This is a genomic window from Pusillimonas sp. ANT_WB101 (assembly GCF_008369125.1).
GTDB lineage: Bacteria > Pseudomonadota > Gammaproteobacteria > Burkholderiales > Burkholderiaceae_B > Allopusillimonas.
In genome coordinates this window covers 835,696-842,826 of record NZ_VOAY01000002.1, presented here as the reverse complement: position 1 = coordinate 842,826, position 7,131 = coordinate 835,696, and the positions used below count along the sequence as shown (strand labels likewise).

Sequence of the window (7,131 nt, the reverse complement as noted above, 5' to 3'; positions counted from 1 at the left end):
GAACCTTGTAACCTGAGACTCCTTTCAAGTACTCCTCAACTATTGCCTGCTTAAATTCCTCGTCATATTGCGCCATAAAAAACACCCCGAAGGTTGGATGGGTGTCCAACTTTTGGGGTGCAGTTCACAACGGAAGATGAGCACTCACTAGACACGGTTTATCGCACCGTTTCAACCGCGCAGGGCCAAGACCCTCAAGCGGTAGTTTTCAAAGTTCCTGGATCCAAAAGCACGCCACGAGATCATTTCCATTTTGTGTGGAGATCCTCGGTGATCCCACGGCGTTGATCCTGCTCATGCTGGAGGTGTTCATGGGGGATCGCAGTTTCCGACAACCGATGCTTTACGACCTTTTGCCAAAAAGGCCAAGACGACTGTGCTACTGAACCCATTCGTGAAGCCGTTGATCGAAGAGTTATCCGGCTCGCACGAGAAAGAACGGCAGTGGCGGCTGCTTCTCAATGAATACGTGGAGGTCGATTTTTGATTCCCTAAGCGTATCTCCAGGTGTGGAGTGCAGAGGCACCGTGGCCTGACTTCCGTCAGGTCGAGCAGGACCTCATCATTTGCCGTGCACGGCGTTGCAGCGACGTAAGAGCCTCGACCTGTTCAACCTCGGAGAAGGGCTGAGGGATCTGGTCCTCGATTCAGACAAATTGGTGGCCAGCTTCGAGCATCGCTTTGCGCATGAAGACAAGCTAATCACGGGGGCGATGACCGAGCAGCGCCAATGAGCTTCGTATAACTCCTGCATGTCCGGCTTGTCATCGGAGTAAGCAGGGCATTCCAGTCGGATGCCAACCCTTAGCCCGTTTTGATTTCTCTGCGGCCACCTTGTTGTGTGGCTATTTTTCCCGATTCTGCTTCCCCCCATCGTACATGCTTGATTCACATCATTCTTTAATTGCAAATAATAATGAGAGTGGTTACCATTTGCGTCTTTGTTTTTAATCCCTTTGGAAGAAGAATGACGACAACATTGCGATATTGGTGGGGTGGGGTGTTTATGGCGATCGTTGCTGTTCACGTGAGTGCACAGGAAAAAAACATGACGACCGATGGGGGCTCGGCTGTTGCCGCATCGGGTACCGCCGCTACCCGTACTTTGGCTCCTTTGCGTGTGCAGGGTCAGCAGTTGGGGACGGCACTTCCTGAAGGCTCCACCATTACAACGCGCGAGCAGTTGGACCAGCGCTCCATTGATAGTTGGGAAGACCTCGCCAAGCGTGGTGAGCCGGGGGTGAATTTCAATCGCACTAACAATAGTGTCAATATCCGCGGCATGGATCAGGATCGTGTTGTAACGCGGGTCGACGGGATCCGCATACCTTGGCTCGATGATGGCGCGCGTGGCGAAAAGGGCGGTCTGGATACGATTGCCTTCAATAGTTTGTCCAGCATTGATGTGGTGCGTGGTGCTGGCGCTACGCAGTCGGGCTCATTAGTGGGCTATCTGGATCTGCGCACGCTGTCGCCTGATGACTTGCTAAGCGCGAGCCAGAATTTTGGCGCTTTGGTGAAAGGGGGCTATGACAGTGCGGATCGCAGCTGGGGCACTGATGCGGCTTTGGCGGGGCGTATGGGCCAGGGCGATACTAGCTGGTTGCTGCAGGTTGGTCAGCGAAAAGGCCATGAGCTCAAAAATATGGGCGAAAAGGGCGGTTATGGCACAGACAGAGACGAAGCCAACCCGGAAGACTTTACACAACGCAATGTCATGCTCAAGCTGCAGCATGCGTGGAATAACGAACATAAACTATCCCTGAGTGGTGAGTCCTTCCGTCGTACACGCGATATCGATAATGTACGCCAACAGGGAACAAGCACCTATCCAATCGGTGGCAACAGTACATCGAGTGAAAACGAGCGCGAACGGATTGTTCTGGGGTATGGCTATCTTTCTAGTGAACCCCTCAGCCCTTTAAGTACCGCTGACATCAGCCTGTTCTGGCAGCGTTCCAGCCAGGAGGCTGCCCAAGATGCCATACGCATAGCTGCTCCGCTAGGCCCCTATGGCCGCAACAATTCTGTGGAAGAGTCTGATGTTGGTGTGGTGGGTAACGTGTCGGGCTATTTTGGTGGCCTAGGGCTGGCGCACCGTTGGAGCGCAGGTGCTGAGTGGGTGGGCAGCAAAAATAAACAGAGCTCTTCTGGCTATGATAGCTGCACGCCAAGTATGTCTATACGCCCTCCATGCGCAATGCTGCATACCAATCAGGCTGATGTTCCTAAAGCCAAGGGCAATCAGTGGGCGCTGTGGGTGCAAGATGAGATCGCGTGGGCCGATGGCATGTATGCGTTGACACCCGCAGTGCGCTTTGATTCCTACCGTCAAACGCCCGAGTCTGGCGGTAATTACTCCAGCAACCCCAACGCGTCGATTACGTCACTGGAGTCCAGCAGCGGGCAGCGCGTGTCCCCGTCGCTATTGGCGGCATACAAGCCCATGGATGATCTGTCTTTCTATGCCAAGTATGGCTATGGTTATAAAGCGCCTAACGCTGCGCAGCTGTTCATGAACTACGGTGGCCCTGGTACGTATTTACGTACAGGTAACCCAAATTTAAAGGCGGAGATAAGTCGTGGCTGGGAATTGGGCATGGATGTGGGCAACGCTGATTTGGGTGGTCGCGTAAGCCTGTTCGACAATCGTTATAAAGACTTTATTGACCAGGATGTCGCTTTGACGTCTAGCTCGCCAGGGTGGAATCCAGCGTGGTCGGGGCTATACCCCATGGGGGTAACGGGTTTTGTTAACCGATCGCGTGTGCGCATCTATGGTGCTGAGCTTGCTGCGCATTGGAATATTGACAGCAATTGGTATACGTGGGGCTCTTTGGCATGGTCCCATGGCCGCGATCAGGACACCGGGCGCTATCTGAATTCGGTGGCACCACTTAAAGCCATTCTGGCACTTGGCTATCGTACCGATCAGTGGGGTGCCGAAGCGATAACGACTCTGGCTAAGCGTCGCACCCAAGTAGAATACCCAGAAGCCAGCCCGCCTGAGTTGCCTGCGGGTGATTTCCAGGCACCTGGTTATGGCCTGCTGGACTTGGCCGCATGGTGGAAGCCACAAATAGCTAAAGGCCTGCGGGTTCAGGCCGGTGTGTATAACGTGTTTGACAAGAAATACTGGAATGCCCTGGACGTGCCGCGCTCCAGCGGCAGAGACGTGGCACCCATTGATAGCTACACCCAGCCGGGGCGCAGCGTGCGTGTAACACTGACGTATCAATACTAAACTGATCGGTAATAGTTATTGTTGTGGTGACAATAACTATTCATATCAGAGATTTAAAGATCTCAGCCGAAGAATCCCAAGGCGGTCAAAAAATGCCCGTTTGCGGTCATTGGTTCGGTATTCGTAGGTAGTCCAAGATTGCCCGTTTGCGGTCATTGGGCAGGTATTCGTAGGTGGCCCAAATTTGCCTGTAGGCGGTCACAGGCCCGGTGGTTACGTTACTTGCGCCATGCTCAGCTTTTTAATTTGGCCTTAAGAATGCCGGCGCGATGCCGTCGAGCCGATGTGCCGCGTCGAGCAAGGGGCCAAGTATTGTTTCTACTGCCTTGTCGCGCGAAGTTTGGCGTGAAAGCATGTTGACGTTAAGCGCGGCCACCACATTGCGTTGTGTGTCGTAAATTGGGACGGCCAGACCGCATACCGATTCGTCGTATTCTCCTTCGACCCAAGCGTAACCATTTTGTCGTACTTCTGACAGCAGCGGCAGCAGGTTGTCGACGGTATCTACGGTTTTGGGTGTGTAGCGTCGAAACTGCCTGTCTTGAAGGTAGGCGCTCAGCGCTTCGTCTGACAGATGCGCCAGTGCGAGGCGCCCTGGTGACGTGGCATAGGCCGGGATGCGTGATCCTACGCCCAGCCGCAGCGACAGAATTTTGCGTGAAGGTATGCGCAGAATATAGGTGACGGCATCGCCGTCGAATACCGTCAGGGCACAAGACTCTTGTATTTGTGCGCACAAATCCTCAAGTGCACGCTGTGCGTGACCCCAGAAAGGCAGAGAGGTGAGATACGTCATGCCCAGATTCAGAATTTTTGGCGTAAGGCGAAACTCGCGCTCATCAGTGGCGACGTAGCCCAATTCGCAAAGTGTGAGCAGGATGCGGCGCACCACAGTGCGAGGTAATGATGTGGCTGTTGCCAACGTGCTGACAGTGTGCGCTTCGCCAGACCGTCCCATTGCTTCGATGACGGTAAGGCCTCGGGCAAATGATCGGATAAAGCTTTCGCTGGTTGGCGTTGCCATACAAAGTCCTCTGGGTAAGTGCGAGATGCTGAAAATTCTACTTCAGTGCGTGCTGATCGGGATTGACAGGCTAAATCAAATACCGTTAAATAACCGTATGGCGGATTATATAATCCGCTTAGCGGACAAATCAAGTGGTGTCGTCTCCTTTTAGTGGCGATTTCCAACATACCGCATCTACGTATAAGGAGTTGGCCGCCTGGTCAACGCCAATCAGGAGACCATTCATGATCAAACCCTTACGTTACTGTGTATCAAGCCTGGGCCTGGCGCTCGCATGCGCTATCGCGGGTCAGGCGCTGGCTGCAGAGTCGACTGCCAAGTTGCCAGACCATCCCATCCGTATTATTGCCCCTGCCGCACCAGGCGGCATTCTTGACCAGACAAGCCGCTTTATTGGTGAGCGGCTGTCGGTTGAGCTGGGGCATACGGTTATCGTGGAAAACAAGGCAGGCGCAGGCGGCATGTTGGGTATACAGACTATGCTCAGGGCTGATCCAGACGGCACGACGCTGGTAATGGGCAGTTTGGGGCCTAACGCCGCTAACTACACGTTGCAGAAGACTATTTCTTACACGCCAGATGAGCTGGCACCGGTGATCTACGTGCTATCCATGCCTGATGTCATCGTGATGAACCCGGACGTTCCTGCCAAGACGCTTGATGAGTTGCGCGCTTATGCCAAAACCAAGGAGGGTGGCCTGTCGATGGCGGTGTCGACCAGCGGCTCATCCGGCCATCTGGCAGGCGAGCTGTTCAAGTCCAGAACAGGTATTCCGGCAGTTAATGTGGTTTACAAAGGCGCCTCGCCTGCATTGGTCGACTTGATGGCGGGTCGGGTAGATTTTATGGTTGACAACCTCATAACCGCATTGCCGCTGATCAGGGATGGCAAGCTGCGCGCGCTGGCGGTCACTAGTGCCAAGCGTGCTTCGCAGCTGCCCGATACGCCATCTATGGAGGAATTGGGTTATCCGGGTTTCGACGTTAACGTGTGGCTGGGCCTGTTCGCCTCATCCAAGGTGCCTGCGCCCGTGCTCGATACCCTGAACCAGGCCTTGCAGAAGACACTGGCCAGGCCTGAGGTTGCTGAACGATTCGCGCAGCAGGGCGGAGTACCGGTCGGGGGCAGCCGCGAAGATTTCGGCAAGTTTGTCAACGGTGAGGTCCAGCGCTGGACAACGGTCATTAAAGACGCAAACATCGGCACAGACTAACCACGCCGTGCGGCGTCGGTATGACAGACGTCGCGCACGACAACATACAGAACCAACAGGAAAGCGTGTGAACCAAGCAGAGTCGGTAATACAGAGAATGGCCAAAGATCACCCTGACAGGGTGGCATACAAAATGATTCCGTCGGGCCTGGAAGTAAGCTGGTCTCAGCTTGAAGCCGGGTCGCGCCGTTGCGCGGCGCGCCTGTTGGCGGAGGGTTTTCAAACTGGGGACGGCTTCATTATTTATCTGGAAAATCATCCCCGGTACTTTGAGTTGATGTGGGCTGCGCACCGCGCCGGGCTTTACTACACAACGGTCAGCCTGCATCTGAAACCGGCCGAGCTGGCGTATATTTTGCAAGATTGCGGCGCGCGATTAATGTTTTGTTCGACCAAGACCTCGCAAGGGCTAACGCCACAGTGGCTGGCTGAAACCGGCGCGCAGTGCGTTGTGCTCGAGGGCGGCGATGATCAGCCTTTTACCGATTACGAGCAGTGGCTGGCCGGCGTGCCAGCCGATGCCGTTTTGCCTGCGGATCTGCCCGAAGGCGCAGACTTTTCTTATTCGTCTGGCACCACGGGCGTACCCAAGGGCATCAAGCGCGCGTTGGTTACGGCCAACGCGTATTTCAGCAAGCCTGGCGATGTGCGCACGCGCTGGAAGCAGTTTGATGAGCAGTCGGTGTACTTGTCGACGGCACCGTTCTATCACACGGCGCCGGTTCGCTGGAACATGGCGGTGATGCGGGCGGGTGGTACATCGTTGTTGATGGAAAAGTTTGACCCCGTGCTTGCGCTGGAAACCATAGAAAAATATGGCGTTACCCACGGGCAATGGGTGCCAACCATGTTCTCAAGACTGCTGCGCCTGCCTGATGCAGACAGGCTAAGCCACGATATCAGCAGCATGAAGTTTGCCATTCATGCGGCAGCGCCTTGCCCCGTGCCGCTCAAGGAGCGGATGATAGCCTGGTGGGGGCCCATTCTTTATGAGTATTACAGCGGTACCGAGCTGGTGGGGCGCACCTCTCTGGATTCGCATGAGTGGCTGTCGCACAAGGGTTCTGTGGGCCGTCCGGAATTTGGCGCCGTGCACATAGCTGGCGAAGATGGCGAAGAAGTCGGTGTGGGTGAGCCGGGTGTGGTTTATTTTTCAGGCGGCGGCTCTTTTCAATATCACAACGACCCCGAAAAAACGCGTAAAGCCTATAACGACAAGGGCTGGGCCACCTACGGCGACATCGGCTACCTGGATGCCGAGGGTTATTTGTATCTAACAGACCGACTGGCCAACATGATTGTGTCGGGTGGCGTCAATATTTACCCGCAAGAGGCCGAGAACGTATTGTCTTCGCACCCGGCTGTCAGTGACGTCGCTGTCGTCGGTGTGCCCGATGAAGATATGGGCGAGTCGGCCAAGGCGGTGGTGCAGCTTGTGAACCCGGATGACGCTACTCCTGAGATGGCGCGCGAGCTTATTGAGTATTGCCGCGCACGTATCTCCTCCGTCAAAACACCTAAAACTGTGGACTTCGTCAGCAGTTTGCCGCGCACAGACAGCGGAAAACTGCTCAAGCGAGAAGTTCGTAATAAATACTGGCCAGCCGGAGACACGCATCGCGTGGCGCACTGATAGCCAACTTATC

General features: G+C 54.9%; 4 protein-coding genes. 3 read left to right on the top strand and 1 reads right to left on the bottom strand.

All coding sequences use genetic code 11. The features are described from left to right. The first annotated feature begins 967 nt into the window (after nt 1-967). Nucleotides 968-3,244, top strand: coding sequence for a TonB-dependent hemoglobin/transferrin/lactoferrin family receptor (locus tag FQ179_RS12795; protein WP_255474974.1), 2,277 nt, complete (start codon nt 968-970; stop codon nt 3,242-3,244). A gap of 241 nt (nt 3,245-3,485) precedes the next feature. Here FQ179_RS12795 and FQ179_RS12790 read toward each other — a convergent pair whose 3' ends face one another. Then, a complete protein-coding gene (locus FQ179_RS12790; RefSeq protein ID WP_149397649.1) occupies nt 3,486-4,268 on the bottom strand; it encodes an IclR family transcriptional regulator C-terminal domain-containing protein in 783 nt (260 codons plus the stop codon). Nucleotides 4,269-4,495: 227 nt separating this feature from the next. On the opposite strand from FQ179_RS12790, the gene FQ179_RS12785 reads away from it, so the two are divergent. After that, complete coding sequence (locus FQ179_RS12785; protein WP_149397648.1) at nt 4,496-5,485, top strand: tripartite tricarboxylate transporter substrate binding protein; 990 nt, start codon at nt 4,496-4,498, stop codon at nt 5,483-5,485. A gap of 67 nt (nt 5,486-5,552) precedes the next feature. After that, on the top strand, nt 5,553-7,118 hold the full coding sequence (locus FQ179_RS12780) for an AMP-binding protein (RefSeq protein ID WP_255474973.1): 1,566 nt from the start codon (nt 5,553-5,555) through the stop codon (nt 7,116-7,118). Nucleotides 7,119-7,131 lie beyond the last annotated feature (13 nt).